The following is an 18945-nucleotide window of genomic DNA, read 5'->3' on the forward strand; positions in this document are numbered from 1 at the left end:
GCCGGTCAGCCCGCCAGGGAGGCGGCGATCAGGAACTGTGCCGCGAAGTAGCTGCTCATGATCCAGGCCGTGGCATGGGGGAAGGGGCGGCGGAATCTGTCCAGCGCCAGCATGCTGTCGGAGAAGAGGAACATCAGCGCCCCCACCAGGGCGGCGGCGCTGCCGGCAGTGAGAGAGGCATGCCAGGCACCGGCAGCCACCCAGGCCATGGCGATGATCACCAGCATGTAGCAGAAGACGGGGATCCTCATCTCGCCGAGCTGGCCCCACAAGAGCCCGAACACCATGCCGGCCACCAGCAACAGCAGCAGGCCGTCCACCAGCTTGAGCACCAGGGGCCCCTGGGCGAAACCGACGATGTAGCAGAGGTGAGCGACAAAAAATGCCGCCAGCCCCTGGATGAAGCGATCCCGTGGCAGCATCAGCAGCACGTCCCCCGCCAGCGACAGGCAGAGACCGAGCAGGATCCAGGCGTGGGAGCCGTTGTGATCGTCGCCTTGGTAGCCAAACGCCAGGGCGATGATGAACAGCATGGTCAGGGGTTTGCTGATGTAGAACTGACGGGAGTCTGAGCCGTAAGCCGCGCGGATGTGCCACCAGCCCGATGCGATGATCAAGAAACTCAATAACATGCCCTGCTCCTCACCGGCTGCTCGCCCTGGGGCGGCAACCTCTTTAGTGCCCGCAAGAGTAGCAAATTCCCCCGGCCAGTGGCAGAGGCTGAAGCAGATGGCTCCCTACACCTAAAGTCTAATTGCCCCCATCCCCGCCCTCGGGCATAAGAGACAGCTCTGGAGGATCACCATGGAAGATGCTATGACCAACTACCTGCCCGCTATCGACATCATGATGTGCCATCTTGGCATCAGCTTTGAACAGGCCTGCGAGCAGCTTGGCCTCAGCCCGCAGGAGCAGCAGACCCTCGACCAACTGCAAAAACAGAAGCAGACCCAGTCCAACTGATGCCCTGGACTGATGGCCCGAAGCGGCCGGCATCACAGCCCAGCATAAAAAACGGCGCCCGAAGGCGCCGTTTTTTATGGTTCTTCGCGGGATCTTGGGGAAGTGGAAGTTGACAGACAGGGTGCTGGTAAACTGGCTGTCTCCAAACACACCACCACCATCACCCTGCTGTCGCCGTGCATCATATTGATATTGCCTCCTTCTGGCCAGGTTATACCGTCATCGCCCAAGCGCTTTCTGCCAACCATCACACCCTGTTTACCCTTGAGCCTCGCGCCGACCTGTTGCCCCGTTGTCGCCGATGCCTGCAACCCACGCCATTGATCCACGACCAACGTATCCGCCGGGTGCGTGAGCGAGACCTATTTGACCGACAAGTCTGGTTACAACTGCCTGTTCGCCGCGTCGACTGTCTGCGCTGTGGTCGCGTCAGTGAACATATCGACTGGCTCCCCTCTGGCTCCCGCCTCACCCGGCGCATGCAGTGCTGGATTGAAGCGCTCGTTCAGTACCTCCCCATCCGCCATGTCAGCCAGCTCACCGGGGTCGGTTGGCACACCATCAAGGAGATCGACAAGCGCCGTTTGCAGACCAGTGTGGGCACCATCGAACTTGGGGAGGTGCGGCGGCTGGTGATGGATGAGTTTGCCCTGCACAAGGGACACCGCTATGCCACCGTGATCATGGATGCCGAGCGAACCCGCGTCCTGTGGGTGGGGCACGGCAACAGCCGGGCCGCTATCCGTCCCTTCTTCGAGCAGCTCGGCGAGCGATGCCAGCAGATTGAGGCGGTGGCGATGGACATGAACACGGCGTTCGACCTGGAGGTGAAGCAACACTGCCCGCAGGCGGAGGTGGTCTACGACCTGTTCCACGTGGTGGCTCGCTATGGCCGAGAGGTGGTGGACCGGGTGCGAGTGGAGCAGGCGAATGCACTGAAAAGCGATAAACCGGCGCGAAAAGTGGTCAAAAGTGCGCGTTGGTTGCTGCTACGTAATCGGGCGAAGCTGAGTGAAAAACAGGATGTGAAGTTGCAGGAGCTGTTGGCGGCGAATCAACCGCTGGCGATGGTGTACGTGCTGAAAGAGGCGTTGAAGGGCATCTGGTATGCGCCGAGCGTGTGGGAAGGATGGCGACGATGGCGGAGCTGGATGCGGCAGGTGAAGGAAAGCGGGCTAGCGCCGCTGCAACGATTTGGTCGAAATTTATCGAAATATATGCGGGGGATCCTGGCGAGTGCAAACTACCCGATGCACACGAGTGTGCTGGAAGGGGTGAACAACAAGATCAAAGTGATAAAGCGTATGGCATATGGATTTAGGGACTCAGAATACTTTTTTCTGAAAATCAAGGCGGCCTTCCCCGGAAAGCCGCGATGAACCTTTTTTATTGGGTGATGATCAGGGTCGAGCGACCCGGCGGCGTTGCAGCCAGACCACGGCCCCGAACAGCAGGAAGCCCGGCAGCCACATCAGCTCCTTGGGCCAGCGCTCGGTGGGCGCCTTGACGCTCAGGATCTGCTGATCCATCTCCAGCCCCAGATCGGCGGCCTGGCTGCCGAAGGTGACGGTGTCGATCAGGATCTTGCCGTCCTGCTCATAGGTCTGGATCCCCAGCTTGGCCAGACGGTCCTCACCACTGACGCCCGAAGGCACCGGCAGCAGCACGGTGAAGCGGCGCAGCTTGCCCACCGCATCTTCCCCTTCCATGCGCAGGCGCAGGGTGCTTTCGGCCTCCACCTGCCCCATGGTCTGGACCAGCTCGGCCGGGGCGGTGTCGCGATACGGGTCGTGCAGCAGATCCATCCAGAAGCCAGGACGGAACAGGGTGAAAGCCACCAGCAGCAGCAGCACGCTCTCGTACCAGCGGCTCTTCACCAGGAAGAAGCCCTGGGTGGCGGCAGCGAAGATCAGCATGGCGATGGTGGCCACGATGAAGATCAGTACGCCGTGGGCGAAGTCCACGTTGATGAGCAGCAGATCGGTGTTGAAGATGAACAGGAACGGCAGCGCCGCGGTACGCAGGCTGTAGTAGAACGCCGTGATCCCTGTCTTGATGGGGTCGCCCTTGGAGACGGCGGCCGCGGCGAACGAGGCCAGCCCCACCGGCGGGGTCACGTCCGCCATGATGCCGAAGTAGAAGACGAACAGGTGCACCGCGATGAGCGGCACGATGAGGCCGTTCTGCTGACCCAGGGTGACGATCACCGGCGCCAGCAGGCTCGATACCACGATGTAGTTGGCAGTGGTCGGCAGCCCCATGCCGAGGATGAGGCTCAGCAGGGCGGTGAGGATCAGCATGAGCAGCAGGTTGCCCATGGAGAGGAACTCCACCAGATCCGCCAGTACCAGGCCGACGCCGGTCTGGGAGACGGCCCCGACGATGATGCCGGCAGTAGCGGTGGCAATGCCGATGCCGATCATGTTGCGGGCACCGGCAATCAGCCCCTCGCGCAGGTCCACCACGCCATCGGTGAAGGAGCCGTAGTCATGCTTGCCGTCGGTGCGCAGCCAGTTCAGCAGCGGTCGCTGGGTCAGCAGGATTATGATCAGCATCACCGACCCCCAGAAGGCCGACAGGCCGGGGGAGAGGCGCTCCACCATCAGACACCACACCAGCACCACCACGGGCAGCAGGAAGTGCAGGCCGGAGAGCAGCACGGCGCGGGTCTCGGGCAGCTCGTCCAGTGGCTTGTCCGGGTCTTCCGCCGGCAGCGGCGCGTTGCTCGCGGCGATCTTCAGCAGTCCCAGGTAGGCGACGGCCAGCAGCACGCTGATCCCCGGCAGGGCATAGTCACCCAGTACCGGCTTGAGCCAGCCCAGACCGTAGTAGACCGCCATGGAGAGGCCGCTGATGAGGGCGGCACCGAAGGCGAAGCCGGTCAGGCGGCGCAGCCAGGGGCGCGGCTGACGGTTGCCGATGGGCTGCATCCCGAGCTTGAGCGCTTCGAGGTGCACGATGTAGAGCAGGGCGATGTAGGAGATGGCCGCCGGCAGGAAGGCGTGCTTGATGATCTCCACATAGGGAATGCCCACGTACTCCACCATCAGGAAGGCCGCAGCCCCCATGACCGGCGGCATGATCTGGCCGTTGACCGAAGAGGCCACTTCCACCGCGCCGGCCTTCTCCTTGGAGAAACCGACCCGTTTCATCATGGGGATGGTGAAGGTGCCCGTGGTCACCACGTTGGCGATGGAGGAGCCGGAGATGACGCCGGTCAGGGCCGAGGCGACCACGGCCGCCTTGGCCGGGCCGCCGCGCAGGTGACCCAGCAGGCTGAAGGCGAGCTGGATGAAGTAATGGCCCGCACCGGCGCGCTCGAGCAGGGCGCCAAACAGCACGAACAGGAAGACGAAGCTGGTGGAGACCCCGAGGGCGATGCCGAACACCCCTTCGGTGGTGATCCACTGGTGGTTGGCCAGCGCATGCAGGCTCACCCCGCGGTGGGCCAGCAGGGAAGGCATCCAGGGACCGGCCAGGCTGTAGGCCAGGAAGACGATGGCGATGACCGCCAGGGCCGGGCCCAGGGCGCGGCGGGCCGCTTCCAGCAGGAGCGGGATGCCGACGCAGGCCACCGCGAAGTCCATGGTGGTCAGGTTGCCGGGACGCTGGGCAAGCTCCTGGTACATCACGAACAGATAGCTGGCGACGGCGGCACCGACGAGGCCGAGGGCGATGTCGGCAAGGGGAACCCTGTCTCGCGGTGAGCTGCGCATGGCGGGGAACACCAGGTAGGCGAGCAGGATGGCGAAGGCCAGGTGAATCGAGCGTGTTTCAGTGTCGTTGAGGACGCCGATGCCGAGGGAGAAGGGCAGCGGCGAGGCTATCCAGAGCTGGAACAGGGACCAGATCAGCGCAAGACCTGCGATGATCCAGCTCATGGGGCCGACGGGCAGCCTGGCGCCGACGTCCTGGGCGATCAGCTCCTCGGCCGAGAGCGCCTCTTGTTGTTGTGTTTGCTGCATAGTGTGACTCTGTAGGTACTGCAATAAATGAGACTCGCTCCCCCGAAGGAGGAGCGAGTCCGGGGCACATCCGAAGACGCAGCCGGATTACATCCAGCCACGTTCCTTGTAGTAACGCACAGCGCCTTCATGCAGCGGAGCGGAGAGACCCACCTTGATCATGTCGGCTTCCTTCAGATCCGCGAAGGCCGGGTGCAGGCGCTTGAAGCGGTCCAGGTTGTCGAACACGGACTTGACCAGCTGGTAGACCACTTCCGGATCGGCCTTGGCGCTGGTGGAGAGCACCGCCTTGCCACCGATGGACGGAGTCGGGTTCGGGCTGCCCTTGTAGAGACCACCCGGGATCTCGGCCTTGCTGTAGTAGCTCTTCTCGGCCAGCAGCTTGTCGATCTCGGGGCCGGTGACCGGCACCAGCACGGTGTCCGTGGTGGTGGAGGCTTCCTGGATGGCGCCGTTCGGGTGGCCGACGAAGTAGCTCATGGCGTCGATGTTGTTGTCACCCAGGGCAGAAGCCTGCTCGGCGGGTTTCAGTTCGGAAACCAGGCTGAAGGCGGATTTGTCCCAGCCCTTCACGGCCATGATCTCTTCGAAGGTGTCACGCTGACCGGAACCCGGGTTGCCGATGTTGACGCGCTTGCCCTTCAGGTCGTCGAAGCTGGCTACCTTGGCGTCCTTGCGGGCCAGGATGGTGAACACTTCGCTCTGCAGGGAGAAGACGGCGCGGATGTCATCCATCGGACCTTCGGCCTTGAACGGCTCGACGCCCTTCATCGCCTTGTACTGGTGGTCGGACTGCATGATGCCGAAGTTGAATTCGCCGGAGCGGATGCCGTTGACGTTGGCAACACCACCGCCACTGGCCGGGGCGTTGCACTTGATCTGGTGATCGGCGGCGCCGCGGTTGAGGAAGCGGCAGATGGACTGGCCCGCCACGTAGTAGACGCCGGTCTGACCGCCGGTGCCTATGGTCACGAAGCGCTCCTGCGCTTGCACCGGACCACCAAACGACACACCGACCAGAGCCGCCGACAAGGCGCACGCCAAGGATAATCCTTTCATGTTCTTCATCCTTTTCATTGATTTATTTCACCCGTTTCCCGGGAGAATATGAGACAGACCCGCATCAAGACTGGGTTCGCCTATAGGACCTCGTACGAGGAAATGGTCGAGCGGCACGCGCCCTTCCAGAAGCCACCATCATCCTGCGGTGAGATAATCAGCGTCATGCCGATCGGAGGTGATCTGACCAGAAACGGGTCAGTTCAAAAGCATTAACGCTCCGATTAAGCACATAACACCAACATAAATCAAACAAAACAGCAAAATGGCGGATTTAAATAGCGAGAAGTTTGAAGCGGATCATTCATTTCTCAAGGGCAGATTAATTACATGAACTATCAAAGGGAAGCAATAAAAAGCACGCCCAGATTCTTTCGCAACCCTTGACTGGCAAGGATTAGATACCTGGTCCGTTATATTGCGAAGTGCTTACTGAACAGCATAAACACGACGTTAATGACGCTTTTGTCGCCAAGATGCAAAAACCCCGATCCGAGGCTACCGGAACGGGGTTTGGTAACAAGCTGATTTCATTTGGGCCCGGCCATCACGCCTTGCTGCCAGCCAGCTCCAGAATGAAGGCGAACTCCAGGGCGATGTCCTCATAGGCCTTGAAACGGCCCGACTTGCCGCCGTGACCGGCCTCCATGTCGGTGCTGAGCAGCAACTGGTTGTCGTCAGTCTTCAACTCACGCAGCTTGGCCACCCACTTGGCCGGCTCCCAGTATTGCACCTGGGAGTCGTGCAACCCCGTGGTCACCAGCAGATTCGGGTAGGCCTGGGCCTTGACCTGATCGTAGGGGCTGTAGGCCTTCATGTAGTCGTAATAGCGCTTCTTGTTCGGGTTGCCCCACTCGTCATACTCCCCTGTGGTGAGGGGAATGGACTCGTCCAGCATGGTGGTGACCACGTCGACGAAGGGCACCTGGGCCACCACGCCGCGATAGAGCTGGGGCGCCTGGTTGATGACGGCCCCCATCAGCAGGCCGCCGGCGCTGCCTCCCATGGCATAGACCTGATCCCTGGCGCCGTAGCCTTGCGCCACCAGCGCCTCGGTCACGTCGATGAAGTCGTTGAAGGTGTTCTGCTTCTTGAGCAGCTTGCCCTCTTCATACCAGGTGCGGCCCAGCTCCTCGCCACCCCGGATATGGGCGATGGCGTAGACGAAGCCCCGGTCCAGCAGACTCAAGCGTGAGCTGCTGAAGTCCGGGTCCATGCTGGCGCCGTAGGAGCCATAGCCGTAGACCAGCAGGGGATTGGTGCCTGCACCGCCCCCTGCCTTCTTGAACTTGTCCTTGCGATAGACCAGCGACACCGGCACGGCCACGCCGTCACGGGCGGTGATCCAGAGCCGCTCGCTGGCATATTGCGCAGGCACGAAGCCCGCCACCGGCTGCTGCTTGAGCAGAGTCCGCTTGCCGCTGTCCATGTCCAGCTCGTAGGTGGAGGACGGCGTGGTCATGGAGGAGTAGCCATAGCGCAGGGCGCTGGTGTCCGGCTCCGGGTTGTAGGCAAGCCAGGTGACATAGGCGGGATCGTCGAAGGCGATCTCCTTCTGTTCGCCGCTCTGCCAGTTGACCTGACGCAACCGGGTCAACCCCTGGCTGCGCTCCTCCAGCACCAGCCAGTCCCTGAACAGGGCGTAGCTCTCCAGCAGTACGTCCGGATTGGGGGCGATCACCGCCTTCCAGCGATCCACCGGACTCTCCTTGGTCTCATAGAGGCCGAAGTTCTTGCCGTCCTTGTTGGAGCGCACATAGAAGCGACCGCGGTAGTGATCCAGGCTGTATTCGTGATCCACCTGACGGGGCAGGAACAGGCGTGGCGTCTGACCCGGCACATTGGCATCAATGAGGCGCGCCTCGCTGGTGGTGGTGCTGGAGAGGGAGATGACGATGAAATCTTCCGAGGTGGTGGCGTAGAGGCTCACATAGAAGGAGTCGTCCTTCTCCTCGTAGACCAGGGTGTCCTTCGCGGGGTCCGTGCCCAGCTCGTGGCGATAGACCTGGTAGGGCAGCAGGGTCTTGGGGTGCTTGCGCACGTAGAAGACCGTCTTGCTGTCGTTGGCCCACACCAGGTTGCCGGAGGTGTTCTCGAGGGTGTCGGCGGCCCAGACGCCGCTCTCCAGATCGAGGAACTGGATCCTGTATTGACGGCGGGAGAGATAATCTTCCGCCACCGCCAGCCAGCGGTTGTTGCGGCTCACCTCGAGCGCCCCCAGGGCATAGAACTCGTGGCCTTCGGCGCGCTGGTTGCCATCCAGAAGCAGGGCGGGCGCCCCATCCCCTTCCACCTTGCTGCGGGAGTAGATGGCGTACTCCTTGCCCGGCTCGTAACGGGTCTGATAGCGGTAGCCGTTCTTCACATAGGGGACAGACTCGTCCTGCTGGGGAATACGGGCCACCATCTCCTTGTAGAGCTGCTCGCGCAGCGGCTTGATCGGTGCGAGCATGGCCTCGGTGTAGGCATTCTCGGCCTTGAGATAGTCCAGCACCTCGGGCTTCTGCCGCTCGTCATCGCGCAGCCAATAGTAGTTGTCGACGCGCGTGTCCCCGTGTTTTTTCAGGGTATGGGGGTGCTTGGCAGCCACCGGGGGGACAATGACAGGCTGGGTGGAAGTATCGCTTGTAGGCATGGCGGACTCTTCGTTGGCATGGGAACAGGGCGCAGCAAGCAGGCAAGCCAGCAGCAACCCCCGGGAAAAGGTGAACATGTCGCATCCTTTGCGCTGTCACAGGGCCGCCCCTCCCGCTGGTGCTGCACGCATCCAGACGGCACACCGGCAGGCAGCGGGAAAAGCGTCCCTGAGAAAATAAAAATTGGCGATCAATCTGCCCCTTGTCGCCCGGGGTTGCAAGGGCTCCCCGGACATTCCCCCCCAAATCGACGAAAAAGGGCCGCCATCTCGCGATGGCGGCCCTCCTCCCTGACCGTGAGCGACACGGGTTCGCTCAGGTGTGCCTCACATGATGGAAGTGTGTCTGCTCACGGTCAGCATCCATCAGCCGGGGTAGCTCGACCAGACTTTGGTCGCGCCCTCGTCACTGATGCTCAGCACCTGATAGGGCTGACCCGGAATATCCATGCCCGGCGCACTCTGGGGCATCCCCGGAATGGTCAGACCGCGGATCGCCGGTTTTTCCTTGAGCAGCTTCTGCACGTCGGCAGCGGGCACATGCCCCTCCACCACATAGCCGTTCACCACCCCGGTGTGGCAGGAGGCCAGCTGCGGGGTGATGCCATGCTGCTGCTTGATCGGGTCCAGCTGCTCGGTTTCCACGACCTTGACCTCAAAGCCGTTCTCTTCCATGTGCTTGATCCAGGTCTTGCAGCAACCGCAATACTGGGACTTGTAGACGGTCATCTGCCCGGTTGCCAGAACAGAAAAACTGACGGTACCGGCCAGCACGGCCAGTAACAGGGACTTGTACATATCTCACCTCGGTTAAGAAGAAATGCCCGGAAAGGGAAACTCGACTCAGCCGTGGTGACGGGGCGGACGCTCGAGACGCTTCAGGGGCGCCTCCGGCATGAACAGAGAGGGAGAGAGGTATGTCGGCCTGTCGGGCTCAAGCCGGGCAACCGTCAGGCTGTCGCTGGTGAGCACCGTCATGGCGAGCGCCGAGGTGAAGCTGCCGCAGGGCATGGCTTTTTCCAGGGTACGCTCGCTCTGGCTGCAATGAGGCGTCAGAGTACAGAGATCGGTGGCCGCACGGCTGCCAAACGACATCAGCACCAGCACCAGACTCCACAGGGGGAGCCAGCGACGGGCACGAGCGAGTTGGCGACGGGTCAGGACCATGAGACGACTCAATGACGAAAGAGGGCCTATGGTAACCCTTGGCCCAGGGGGAGGGTCAACCCCTCCCCCGTTTGCATCAGGGTTGCTGACGGGTGGCTGCCAGCACGATCTCCCGCACGCAGACGTTGGCCGGCTGGTGCCAGGCGTAGAGCACGGCGTCGGCGATCACCTCGGGTGCAATGACGCCTCCCATCTGATCCTTCCAGTCGTGGTAGCCCGCCTTGATGCTCTCGTCCGTGGTGTGGCTGAGCAGCTCGGTCTCCACCGCGCCCGGAGCGATGGTCACCATCCGCACGCCGACATCGGCCACCTCTTCCCGGATATTTTCGGTCAGGGCGTGAACGGCGAACTTGGTGGCGCAGTAAACGGCATGGTTCGGGAAGGTCTTGCGACCGGCGATGGAGCTGATGTTGATGATGGTGCCGCTGCGGCGGGCCTTCATGCCGGCCAGTACCGCATGCACGCCATTCAGAACCCCCATCACGTTGATGTTGAGCATCTGCTGCCACTCGGCGGGATCCTGCACGTCGGCCTGTCCCAGCAGCATGACGCCGGCATTGTTGACCAGACATCCCACCGGGCCGAATTGCACCTCCGCCTGCGCCACGGCGGCCTTCATGGCGGCGGTGTCGGTGACATCGACCCCGATGCAGAGGGTATCGGGCAGGTTCAGCGCCTGCATGGGCTCGACCCGGCGGGCCAGCAACAGCAGCGGATGGCCGGCGGCGGAGAAGGCGCGGGCAATGGCGGCACCGATCCCGGCGGACGCGCCGGTGATCACCACGAGGGACTTGGACATGGAGTTTTCCTTCTGATGCGTTGAAATGGGCGTCAAACAAGGGCTGGCCAGCACGGGACCCAGTCACTATAGTCGCTACATCCATCGGCGATAAATATAGTTTTCCGCTGGTTATCATCTGAATTAACTATGGTATCCCCATGCTGGACCTGAGATTGCTGCGCTTCTTCATCGCCATCTATGAAGAGAAGAACATCACGGCGGCGGCAGCCCGCTGCCACGTGAGCCAACCCTCCCTCTCCGCCGGCCTTCGCCAGCTCGAAGAGAGCCTGGGGGACAGCCTCTTCATCCGGGGCAAGAAGGGGGTGGAAGCGAAGGATCCGGCCCACTATCTCTATCCCCACGCCGTCAAGCTGGTGGAAGAGGCGCGTCGCCTGCCGACCCTGTTTCGCCAGAAGGCGACGCGTGCGAGACTCAACATGGCCATCATGCCCGACCTCAGCCGCCGTCGGCTGGCGGGATTGCTTCGGCGGGTGCAGGGGGTGCTGCCCGAGCTGGATCTCACCCTCTCCGATTACGGCACCCCGGCCGACTGCCGGCTGACCCTGGATGCCCTGCGCCGGGAGGACGAGATCTTCCTGCCGCTCTGGGAAGAGGAGTACGTGCTGTGCGTTCCCAGGAGACACCCTCTTGCGGGCAGGGCGCGTATCGAGCTGGCTGAGTTGCAACACCATGATTTCATTGAGTGTCCCCCCTGCGAAGCCCATCAGCAAACCATAGGCCTGCTGGCCTGTGACCGGCTCACTCTCAATCTGGTGGCCAAGGCCGAGAGCAAGGGGCTGGTGATGGCGCTGGTGCTGGCCGGAGTGGGCATCAGCTTCCTGCCCGACGGGCTGGTGGAGGACGAAGCGGGCCTGTGCACCCTGCCCGTGAGCGGCCCCCGGATGTTCCGCCGAATCGGCCTCTGCTACCCCGCCCACCAGACCCTGAATCCGGCGCTGCGCGCACTGATCCCGGAACTGGCGGGCCAGGGAGCTTCTTGATAACGTTTCAGCTCACAGTCTGTCGCATGTGCCGGCAGCAGACCCTCTTCAGGAATCCCATGAAACGCATTCTGGTCATCTTTTCACACCCGGCGCTGCAGAGTTCCCGGGCCAACAAACAACTGCTGCACGCCATCGAGGGGCTGGAGGGGATCACCCTGCACGATCTCTGCCAGCGCTATCCGGACATGTTCATCAACGTGAAACGGGAACAGGCCCTGCTGGCGGAGCACGACATCATCGTCTTCCAGCACCCCTTCTACTGGTACTCCTGCCCGGCCATCATGAAAGAGTGGATGGACCTGGTGCTGGAGTACGGCTATGCCTACGGCCCCGAGGCCCATGCCCTCAACGGCAAGCAGTGGCTCAGCGCCATCACCACGGGGGGCGGCCCCGAATCCTACTGCCGCGCCGGCTACAACCAGCGCCCGCTGCTCGACTTCCTGCTCCCCTTCCAGCAGACCGCACAGCTGTGCGGCATGCGCTGGCTGCCCCCTTTCGTGCTGCACTCTTTCCACAAGCTCGAGGATCCCGAGGCGCTGCGCCGCTGCGGCCAGGACTATCGCCAACTGCTGTGCGCCCTGCGTGACGAACAGCTGACCCCGGCCCAGCTGGCCGAGAGCCCCTATCTGCGCGATCTGCTGGGGGTACTCCCATGACACACACTCGATCCGGGCGCAGGCCCGGCCAGCCCTCACCGGCATTCATCATGTTAAGGAGGAGCCGCTGATGGGACATGGATTGCTGTTTGACGCCCTGATCTACCTCTCGGCGGCGGTGATCGCCGTCCCGCTGGCCAAGCGGTGGGGGCTGGGCTCCGTCCTTGGCTACCTGCTGGCGGGGATCATCATAGGTCCCTTCCTGCTTGGTCTGGTGGGCGAGCAGAAAGACGTGATGCACTTCGCCGAGTTCGGGGTGGTGCTGATGCTGTTTCTGGTCGGTCTGGAGCTGCGCCCGGCCCTGTTGTGGCAACTGAAAGGGCCCATCCTCGGCACCGGTGGCCTGCAGGTGCTGCTCACCAGTGTCGCCCTGACCGGGGTGGGTTATCTTTTGGGTCTGCCCTGGCAGCAGGGGCTCGCCATCGGTCTCATTCTTGCGCTCTCCTCCACCGCCATCGTGCTGCAGAGCCTGCAGGAGCGCAAACTGATGCAGAGCGAAAGCGGCCGCTCCGCGTTTGCGGTGTTGCTGTTCCAGGACATCGCCGTCATCCCCATCCTGGCGATCCTGCCGCTGCTGGCCATCGCGCCGGTCGCCAGCAGCGGCAGCTCAGAGCTGGCAGGCTGGCAGCACGGCCTGCTGGTGGTGGCCGCCATCGCCGGCATAGTGCTGGGTGGTCATTACCTGATGCGGCCGGTGTTTCGCGCCATCGCCCAGTCCCACATGCGGGAGATCTTCGTCGCTGCCGCCCTGCTACTGGTGATCGCCATCGCGGTGCTGATGGAATCCGTCGGCCTCTCCCCCGCCCTCGGCTCCTTCCTCGCCGGCGTGGTGCTGGCGGACAGCGAATACCGCCACGAGCTGGAAGCGGACATTGAGCCGTTCAAGGGGTTGCTGCTCGGCCTCTTCTTCATGTCGGTGGGTGCCGGCATCGACTTCAGCCTCTTTGCCGCCCATCCCCTGTTGATCCCGGCACTGGTGATCGGTCTGATGGTGCTCAAGTGGCTGGTGCTGATGGGGCTCGGCTTTGTCATTCGCCTCTCCCCTAACCAGCGCTGGACCTTCGCCCTGGCCCTGGCCCAAGGCGGGGAGTTCGCCTTCGTGCTGTTCTCGTTCGCCGCCCAGAACAAGGTACTGCCGGGCAGCACCATCTCACTGCTGACTCTGGTCGTCGCCCTCTCCATGGCGCTGACACCGCTGCTGCTTATCCTCAACGATCGAGTGATCCAGCCCTGGTTCGACTACCGCAACCAGAGCGACACCCCCGAACACGAACAGCCCGAGCTGGTGGAACACCCGGTCATCATCGCCGGCTTCGGTCGCTTCGGTCAGATAGTGGGGCGTCTGCTCCACGGCCATGGTATTGGCACCACCATACTCGAGCAGGATGCCAGCCAGATAGAGATGCTGAGAAAGTACGGCTACCAGGTGTTTTATGGGGATGCCAGCCGACTCGACCTGCTGCACGCGGCCGGCGCCCACAAGGCCAAACTGCTGGTGCTATCCCTCAATGACCCGGCCACCTCCCTCGAAGTGATCGAGATGGTGAAAAAGCACTTCCCGCACCTCAGAATACTGGCCCGTGCCCAGGACAGACCCCATGCCCACGAGATCCTGCGCCACGGGATAGACAGCGTGCACCGCGAAACCCTGGGATCGGCCGTGGATCTTGGAGTAGAAGCACTCACCCTCTTGGGGTTCAGGGCCAATCAGGCCTGGCGTGCGGGACAGATGTTCAAGCAGTATGACAACCGACTGCTGCGGGAACAGGTCAACTACCTGGACGACGAGCACACCTATATCAACAAGAGCCTGCAATACCGCGACATCCTCTCCGACCTGCTGCAAGACGATCAGGAAGGACAGGAGCGTACCCACGCCCATCAATGGAACAGCGGTCTGCCCGACAACGACAAGGAAGCAACATGATTGCCTATTACCCCATGCTCAAACACCTTCACATGACCCTGGCCCTGGTCAGCCTGCTGCTCTTCCTCTACCGCTGGAGCCTGGCGCTGGCGGGCAGCGGGCGGCTGCAACAGAAATGGTTGAAGGTGCTGCCCCACATCAACGACACCTTCCTGCTGCTGTTTGGCGTGCTGCTGGCGGTGACCCTGCAGATGAGCCCTGGCCAGCAGCCCTGGTTGATGGCCAAGCTGATTGCCCTGGTGATCTACATCGGCCTGGGCGTCATGGCGCTCAAGCGCCCTGCCCGCGGTCAGAAGCTGGTGGCCGGAGTGGCCGCTCTCGCAGTATTCGGCTACATGGTGGGCGCAGCCATCACCAAATCAGCCTGGTCCTGGCTGGCATAACGACGTGTCGAGGTGGGGGCCCGTCCCCCACCTCCTTCCCACCTCCCCCTCCTTACTGCTTCCATTTCCTTCCTGTCACCCTGGTCGCGAGCATCCTCGCAAGGCTTGTTTGCAATAAAAAAAGGGCTCAAACAACCCCTTTTTATTGCTTTTTTGTTTTATTTATCAACGCCTTGGTTCTTCATGTATGAAAATGGCGACAGTTGTCGCAGCAAAACTTGCGACATAGACTGTCGCAGGCCATGGCTAGGATACACTCAACGCTAAACCAGTGAAGGCATGCACCATGAGTAAGAAGCTGTTACGACAACTGACCTTGGCGCGTTGCATCCCGCACCGCCCTTACAAGCTGACCGCCAGCCAACTCCAGGTAAAACTGGAAGAGGAAGGCATTCACGTCAGTCTCCGTACCGTGCAACGGGACCTGGAAGAGATGTCCGGCATGGGACTGTTCGACCTCACCTCCGATGAGCGCAGCAAGCCTCATGGCTGGTGCTTCGAGCGCCATGGTCTCAATGACTTTGCCAACATCATGCCGCTCTCGCTGGCAGTGGCCCTGAAAACCTGGAGCGACCAGGCGAGCCAACTGTTGCCGGCAAGCGTGCTGACCGAATTGAACCCGCTGATCGACAAGGCTGGCCAGGTGATCCGCGACAGCCAGAGCGAACTGGCCGAGCGCTGGCTGGAGAGCGTGCACCAGTCACCTCGCCCCTTCGCCGGCAATCCGGAGATCCGCCGCAGCACCCTGATCCGCGACGCCCTCTGGCGTGGCCGCAAGTTCAGCGCCGAGATCCAGCGTGTCATCAAGGAGCGTACTGTCTGGCTCTGCTATGACCGCATCAATCCCCTCGGCATCCTGAACCAACCCGATGGCCCCATCCTGCTCTGTACCCTGTCCGAGCTGGATCCCAAGGTCTACGGTATCCCGTTCGATCACATCAAGAACGTGGAGTTGACCAACTTCAGCGCGACCCAGCCGAAGGACTTCAATATCCAGAAGCTGATCCGCGACCAGGGCTATCAGGACGTCAGCGGTCCGATCCGCTTCGTCGGGCGCATCGATGCCAACTGCCCGACCCTGATCGATGGACAAATCCCGGGACATAACCCGCGTATGACCCGTTACGACAAGCGCAGCGTGGTGGTGGAGACTGAAGTGCAGGATACGCCCGAGTTCCGCTCCTGGCTGAACAACATGAGCGGCAACCTGGAGGTGCTTGCACCCGAATCACTGCGCAAGGCCTACCCGACTCCTGGGACAAGGGTCAGCTAAAGAAACCAGCAGACAATACAAAGCCGAGATTTATCTCGGCTTTTGTCTACTTTTAAAGCATAAGTATTCAATTAATTTTGAACTCTTACACCCCTGATTGAAGCGGCTGTACCATCGTTTTCCTACCGATTTTTGCTTGTAAGAGATCTGCCATTCCCCCTGTAAGACCCCTCAGTGTTGAACCGTACGTGAAGCCATCCCGCACTGGGTATGCTTTCCACGGAAACTATCTAAATAACTGATAAACATAGATAATATTCCACGCCAGCCCATTTCTGTACCACATGTCACGGAGCTCAATCCGATTGCACACCTTGTTCGAGCCTGCAATTGCCTTAGTATGGGTCTCACAAGGACGAGCTGATTCGGCAGGATGCAGAAACAGCGCATAAACAAGGAATAGCCTGCAGGATGTGGGCAAGGAACACCTCGGGATGGGGTTGATAGCCAGGATGGTTATCACAAGGATCGACAGGACAACCGCAGGATGCGGTAGTTGGATACCTCGGGATGAGGTTGAGTGGCACGGATTGTCGCTCATCAAGGATGAAAGGACACCGCAAGACGCGGTCAGGAACAGCTTCAAGATGAAGCGTGATAGCCAGGATGGTTATCAGTCAGGATGACGCAGGAACACCACGGGATGTGGTAATGGACACCTCCAGGAAGGAGAGGGTGAAGCAATCAGGACAGATTGCCAGGCTAGGAAGGCCACAGGACACCCCAACGGATTGGGAAGGGGAATTTCCAAAGGAAAGGATAGCGTCAAGGATTGCAGGGAGCATGGCAGTTCAGGGAATGGACGAAATGACTTGAGGGGACAGCATCTGCTGTCCCCTTTTCTTTTGTGCACCCCATGCCCGCGACACAACAGAAAATGGAATCAGCCTGAGCGATCCTGCCTACATCACGCCATCTGCATCACTGATAACCTGTTTGTATACCCACCAGAGGCAGCCACAGTAGCGCTCCTTGCCTTTCCTCCGCCCTCCCTCATCTATACTCAGCGATATCCACTAGGCCCTCAGAGCGCAGCAGATCAGCCGCGGCCAACCAGCCAGAGTGCTCCTGGCGACTGATTCCAGGTAACAATGGCCACTGGCTTCTGATCCGCCAGGCAGATTGTTGAGTCATCCCTGAACTGTCTATATGTGTGACCACGAATGAAGCGTGGATGCCATTCGGCAAGGCGGAGATGGTCGTGTAGGGAAATGAGGATAACCCGGCCAAGCCACCTGGCACTGAGGATGAGGGATTGGGTAAATGTCAGAAAGCAAAAAGGCCTTCCCGATAGGGAAGGCCTTTCAATTTAGTGGCGGAGCGGACGGGACTCGAACCCGCGACCCCCGGCGTGACAGGCCGGTATTCTAACCGACTGAACTACCGCTCCGCATTCGGTTAGCTTTCGCTAAATCTTTTGCTGCTTGTTTGTGAGGTGTCATCCTCGCAGCCAGCCATGTGATTCTTCACATCACCGTTTAATTGGGTGCCTGGCAGTGTCCTACTCTCGCATGGCGAATGCCACACTACCATCGGCGCTACAGCGTTTCACTTCTGAGTTCGGCATGGGGTCAGGTGGTTCCACTGCGCTATTGCCGCCAGGCAAATTCTTCAATCTCGGAAAGCTGACGTGAATAACGACTTTGCTAGCTGCTTGTCATTATCACTGAATTTGAGTAGTTCGTTCTATTTGCTACAAGCCTTAGAACACTTCTTGGGTGTTGTATGGTTAAGCCTCACGGGTAATTAGTATGGGTTAGCTCAACGTATCGCTACGCTTACACACCCCACCTATCAACGTTGTGGTCTCCAACGGCCCTTTAGGACCCTCAAGGGGTCAGGGATGACTCATCTCAGGGCTCGCTTCCCGCTTAGATGCTTTCAGCGGTTATCGATTCCGAACTTAGCTACCGGGCAGTGCCACTGGCGTGACAACCCGAACACCAGAGGTTCGTTCACTCCGGTCCTCTCGTACTAGGAGCAACTCCCTTCAATCATCCAACGCCCACGGCAGATAGGGACCGAACTGTCTCACGACGTTCTGAACCCAGCTCGCGTACCACTTTAAATGGCGAACAGCCATACCCTTGGGACCGACTTCAGCCCCAGGATGTGATGAGCCGACATCGAGGTGCCAAACACCGCCGTCGATATGAACTCTTGGGCGGTATCAGCCTGTTATCCCCGGAGTACCTTTTATCCGTTGAGCGATGGCCCTTCCATTCAGAACCACCGGATCACTATGACCTACTTTCGTACCTGCTCGACCTGTCCGTCTCGCAGTTAAGCTGGCTTATGCCATTGCACTAACCTCCTGATGTCCGACCAGGATTAGCCAACCTTCGTGCTCCTCCGTTACTCTTTGGGAGGAGACCGCCCCAGTCAAACTACCCACCAGGCACTGTCCGCGAGCCCGATTCAGGGCCCTGCGTTAGAACATCAAACATACAAGGGTGGTATTTCAAGGACGGCTCCAGCGCAACTGGCGTCACGCCTTCAAAGCCTCCCACCTATCCTACACATGTAGGTTCAATGTTCAGTGCCAAGCTGTAGTAAAGGTTCACGGGGTCTTTCCGTCTAGCCGCGGGTACACCGCATCTTCACGGCGAATTCGATTTCACTGAGTCTCGGGTGGAGACAGCATGGCCATGGTTACACCATTCGTGCAGGTCGGAACTTACCCGACAAGGAATTTCGCTACCTTAGGACCGTTATAGTTACGGCCGCCGTTTACCGGGGCTTCGATCAAGAGCTTCGCTTGCGCTAACCCCATCAATTAACCTTCCGGCACCGGGCAGGTGTCACACCCTATACGTCCACTTTCGTGTTTGCAGAGTGCTGTGTTTTTGATAAACAGTCCCAGCCATCTGGTCACTGCGACTCCCGACAGCTCCATCCGCAAGGGACTTCACCATCAAGAGCGAACCTTCTCCCGAAGTTACGGTTCTATTTTGCCTAGTTCCTTCACCCGAGTTCTCTCAAGCGCCTTGGTATTCTCTACCCGACCACCTGTGTCGGTTTGGGGTACGATGACTTGTAATCTGAAGCTTAGAGGCTTTTCCTGGAAGCAGGGCATCAATGGCTTCCGCACCGTGGTGCGTTCGTCTCGTGTCTCAGTGTTGTGTCTCCGGA

At 60.5% G+C, this 18945-nt stretch carries 14 protein-coding genes, 1 tRNA gene and 2 rRNA genes (1 of these 17 running past the window's edge); 7 read left to right on the forward strand and 10 right to left on the reverse strand.

Translation table 11 applies throughout. The features are described 5' to 3' along the window. Nucleotides 1-5 precede the first annotated feature (5 nt). On the reverse strand, nt 6-632 hold the full coding sequence (locus I6L32_RS05480; protein ID WP_039040401.1) for a lysoplasmalogenase: 627 nt from the start codon (nt 630-632) through the stop codon (nt 6-8). 172 nt (nt 633-804) lie between these two features. Here I6L32_RS05480 and I6L32_RS05485 point away from each other — a divergent pair, with 172 nt between their 5' ends. Further along, nucleotides 805-963, forward strand: a complete 159-nt coding sequence (locus I6L32_RS05485) for a hypothetical protein (protein ID WP_005332188.1) — start codon at nt 805-807, stop codon at nt 961-963. A gap of 176 nt (nt 964-1139) precedes the next feature. Further along, a complete protein-coding gene (locus I6L32_RS05490; protein ID WP_084865641.1) occupies nt 1140-2342 on the forward strand; it encodes an ISL3-like element ISAeme19 family transposase in 1203 nt (400 codons plus the stop codon). Between the two features lie 21 nt (nt 2343-2363). On the opposite strand, the gene I6L32_RS05495 is transcribed toward I6L32_RS05490, so the two are convergent. The 6 genes from I6L32_RS05495 to I6L32_RS05520 form a co-directional block, all read right to left on the reverse strand. Beyond that, complete coding sequence (locus I6L32_RS05495; protein WP_042015289.1) at nt 2364-4928, reverse strand: TRAP transporter permease; 2565 nt, start codon at nt 4926-4928, stop codon at nt 2364-2366. Nucleotides 4929-5015: 87 nt separating this feature from the next. Next, a complete protein-coding gene (locus tag I6L32_RS05500; protein ID WP_045523000.1) occupies nt 5016-5987 on the reverse strand; it encodes a TAXI family TRAP transporter solute-binding subunit in 972 nt (323 codons plus the stop codon). 547 nt (nt 5988-6534) lie between these two features. Beyond that, nucleotides 6535-8700, reverse strand: coding sequence for a S9 family peptidase (locus I6L32_RS05505; RefSeq protein WP_216944795.1), 2166 nt, complete (start codon nt 8698-8700; stop codon nt 6535-6537). A gap of 288 nt (nt 8701-8988) precedes the next feature. Next, the gene (locus I6L32_RS05510) at nt 8989-9420 is read right to left on the reverse strand and encodes a DUF411 domain-containing protein (RefSeq protein WP_216944796.1); all 432 of its coding nucleotides are present in this window, start codon (nt 9418-9420) and stop codon (nt 8989-8991) included. Nucleotides 9421-9465: 45 nt separating this feature from the next. Further along, the gene (locus I6L32_RS05515; RefSeq protein ID WP_010672576.1) at nt 9466-9789 is read right to left on the reverse strand and encodes a hypothetical protein; all 324 of its coding nucleotides are present in this window, start codon (nt 9787-9789) and stop codon (nt 9466-9468) included. A 76-nt stretch (nt 9790-9865) separates the two neighbouring features. Then, nucleotides 9866-10588, reverse strand: coding sequence for an SDR family oxidoreductase (locus I6L32_RS05520; RefSeq protein WP_216944797.1), 723 nt, complete (start codon nt 10586-10588; stop codon nt 9866-9868). A gap of 140 nt (nt 10589-10728) precedes the next feature. On the opposite strand from I6L32_RS05520, the gene I6L32_RS05525 reads away from it, so the two are divergent. From I6L32_RS05525 to I6L32_RS05545, 5 genes are all read left to right on the forward strand, one after another. Further along, on the forward strand, nt 10729-11571 hold the full coding sequence (locus I6L32_RS05525) for a LysR family transcriptional regulator (protein WP_109112677.1): 843 nt from the start codon (nt 10729-10731) through the stop codon (nt 11569-11571). A gap of 59 nt (nt 11572-11630) precedes the next feature. After that, entirely contained in the window at nt 11631-12230 is a 600-nt protein-coding gene (locus I6L32_RS05530) for an NAD(P)H-dependent oxidoreductase (RefSeq protein WP_041212184.1), read from the forward strand. 70 nt (nt 12231-12300) lie between these two features. Further along, the gene (locus tag I6L32_RS05535; RefSeq protein ID WP_010672573.1) at nt 12301-14157 is read left to right on the forward strand and encodes a monovalent cation:proton antiporter-2 (CPA2) family protein; all 1857 of its coding nucleotides are present in this window, start codon (nt 12301-12303) and stop codon (nt 14155-14157) included. Then, a complete protein-coding gene (locus I6L32_RS05540) occupies nt 14154-14540 on the forward strand; it encodes a SirB2 family protein (protein ID WP_039040394.1) in 387 nt (128 codons plus the stop codon). Before I6L32_RS05535 ends, I6L32_RS05540 begins: the two co-directional genes overlap by 4 nt. 286 nt (nt 14541-14826) lie before the next feature. After that, nucleotides 14827-15813: a YafY family protein gene (locus I6L32_RS05545; protein ID WP_029313511.1), complete on the forward strand. Its 987-nt coding sequence runs from the start codon at nt 14827-14829 to the stop codon at nt 15811-15813. Between the two features lie 1313 nt (nt 15814-17126). On the opposite strand, the gene I6L32_RS05550 is transcribed toward I6L32_RS05545, so the two are convergent. The 3 genes from I6L32_RS05550 to I6L32_RS05560 all read right to left on the reverse strand — a co-directional run. Then, nucleotides 17127-17203, reverse strand: a tRNA-Asp gene (locus tag I6L32_RS05550). A 98-nt stretch (nt 17204-17301) separates the two neighbouring features. Continuing rightward, nucleotides 17302-17416, reverse strand: a 5S ribosomal RNA gene (gene rrf, locus I6L32_RS05555). Nucleotides 17417-17538: 122 nt separating this feature from the next. Further along, nucleotides 17539-18945: ribosomal RNA gene (locus I6L32_RS05560) — 23S ribosomal RNA — on the reverse strand; it runs 1482 nt beyond the window's last position.

The sequence above is a fragment of the Aeromonas sp. FDAARGOS 1402 genome (assembly GCF_019046925.1).
Taxonomy (GTDB): Bacteria; Pseudomonadota; Gammaproteobacteria; order Enterobacterales; family Aeromonadaceae; genus Aeromonas; species Aeromonas caviae.